The following is an 844-nucleotide window of genomic DNA, read 5'->3' as shown; positions in this document are numbered from 1 at the left end:
GGGGCTGTCCCCGGCCGGCCGGGCTCAGCGGCAGGCCCCGGCGATGCTGCCGCAACGACCACCGCCGGAGAACAGGCGGCGGACATACCCGCACCACACCCCAGGAACGAGGACCTTCCGTGACCGACATCAGCCCGGCTGAACCTGACTCAACCCCCGCAACCGTGACCGTGGATCTCGCCGGCCCCGCCCACGGCGGCTCCGTGCTCGGCAGGCTCGGTGAGGACGCCGGAGACCGTGCCGGACAGGTGGTCTTTGTCCGGGGTGCCCTGCCCGGAGAGACCGGTGCCCGTGTCCTCCTTGATCCGGGAACCGGGAAGAAGCGGTACCTCACAGGCCGGGTGGAGGGTCCGGACGCTGTGGCCGGACCGTCCCCGCACCGTACGGCACCTGCCTGCCCGGCAGCGGCCGCGGGGGCGGGATGCTGTGACCTCGACTACGTCGACCAGGAGGGGTCCGCGGCCTGGAAACATGATGTCGTCGTCGACCAGTTCACCAGGATCGGACACGTCGACCTCACCGCAGTGCCGGTGACCACGCGGAGCCTCCGGCCGTTCACCGGCTACCGGACCCGGGTCAGGCTCGGTGTCGACTCCGAAGGCAGGGCCGGGCTGCGCATCTCCGGCAGTCATTCGACGGTGCCGGTGGAGCGGGCGGTGTGCGCCCAGTGGGCCCCCGGACTAGCTGACGGGCTCGCCGAGGAACTCGGCGGGCTCACACTCACCCCCCCGTCTCTTATCCACATCTAGATGTGGATAAGAGCCAGGACGTGGGGAGCGGTGGCAGGGGAAGGCGGTTGGGAGCCCGGGGCGGGCACTACGCGTCCGCAGGTCGCCCCGTGCGC

Annotated in this window: 1 protein-coding gene; it reads left to right on the top strand. The window is 71.3% G+C overall.

Annotation, left to right across the window (positions count from 1 at the left end):
• The first annotated feature begins 119 nt into the window (after nt 1-119).
• Nucleotides 120-749: a class I SAM-dependent RNA methyltransferase gene (locus tag BN3906_RS13900; RefSeq protein ID WP_066590271.1), complete on the top strand. Its 630-nt coding sequence runs from the start codon at nt 120-122 to the stop codon at nt 747-749.
• The last annotated feature ends 95 nt before the right edge of the window (nt 750-844 follow it).

Source organism: Corynebacterium provencense, assembly GCA_900049755.1.
GTDB lineage: Bacteria > Actinomycetota > Actinomycetes > Mycobacteriales > Mycobacteriaceae > Corynebacterium > Corynebacterium neomassiliense.
The sequence above is the reverse complement of the archived record's forward strand: the minus strand, read 5'-3'. Positions and strand labels throughout refer to the sequence as shown.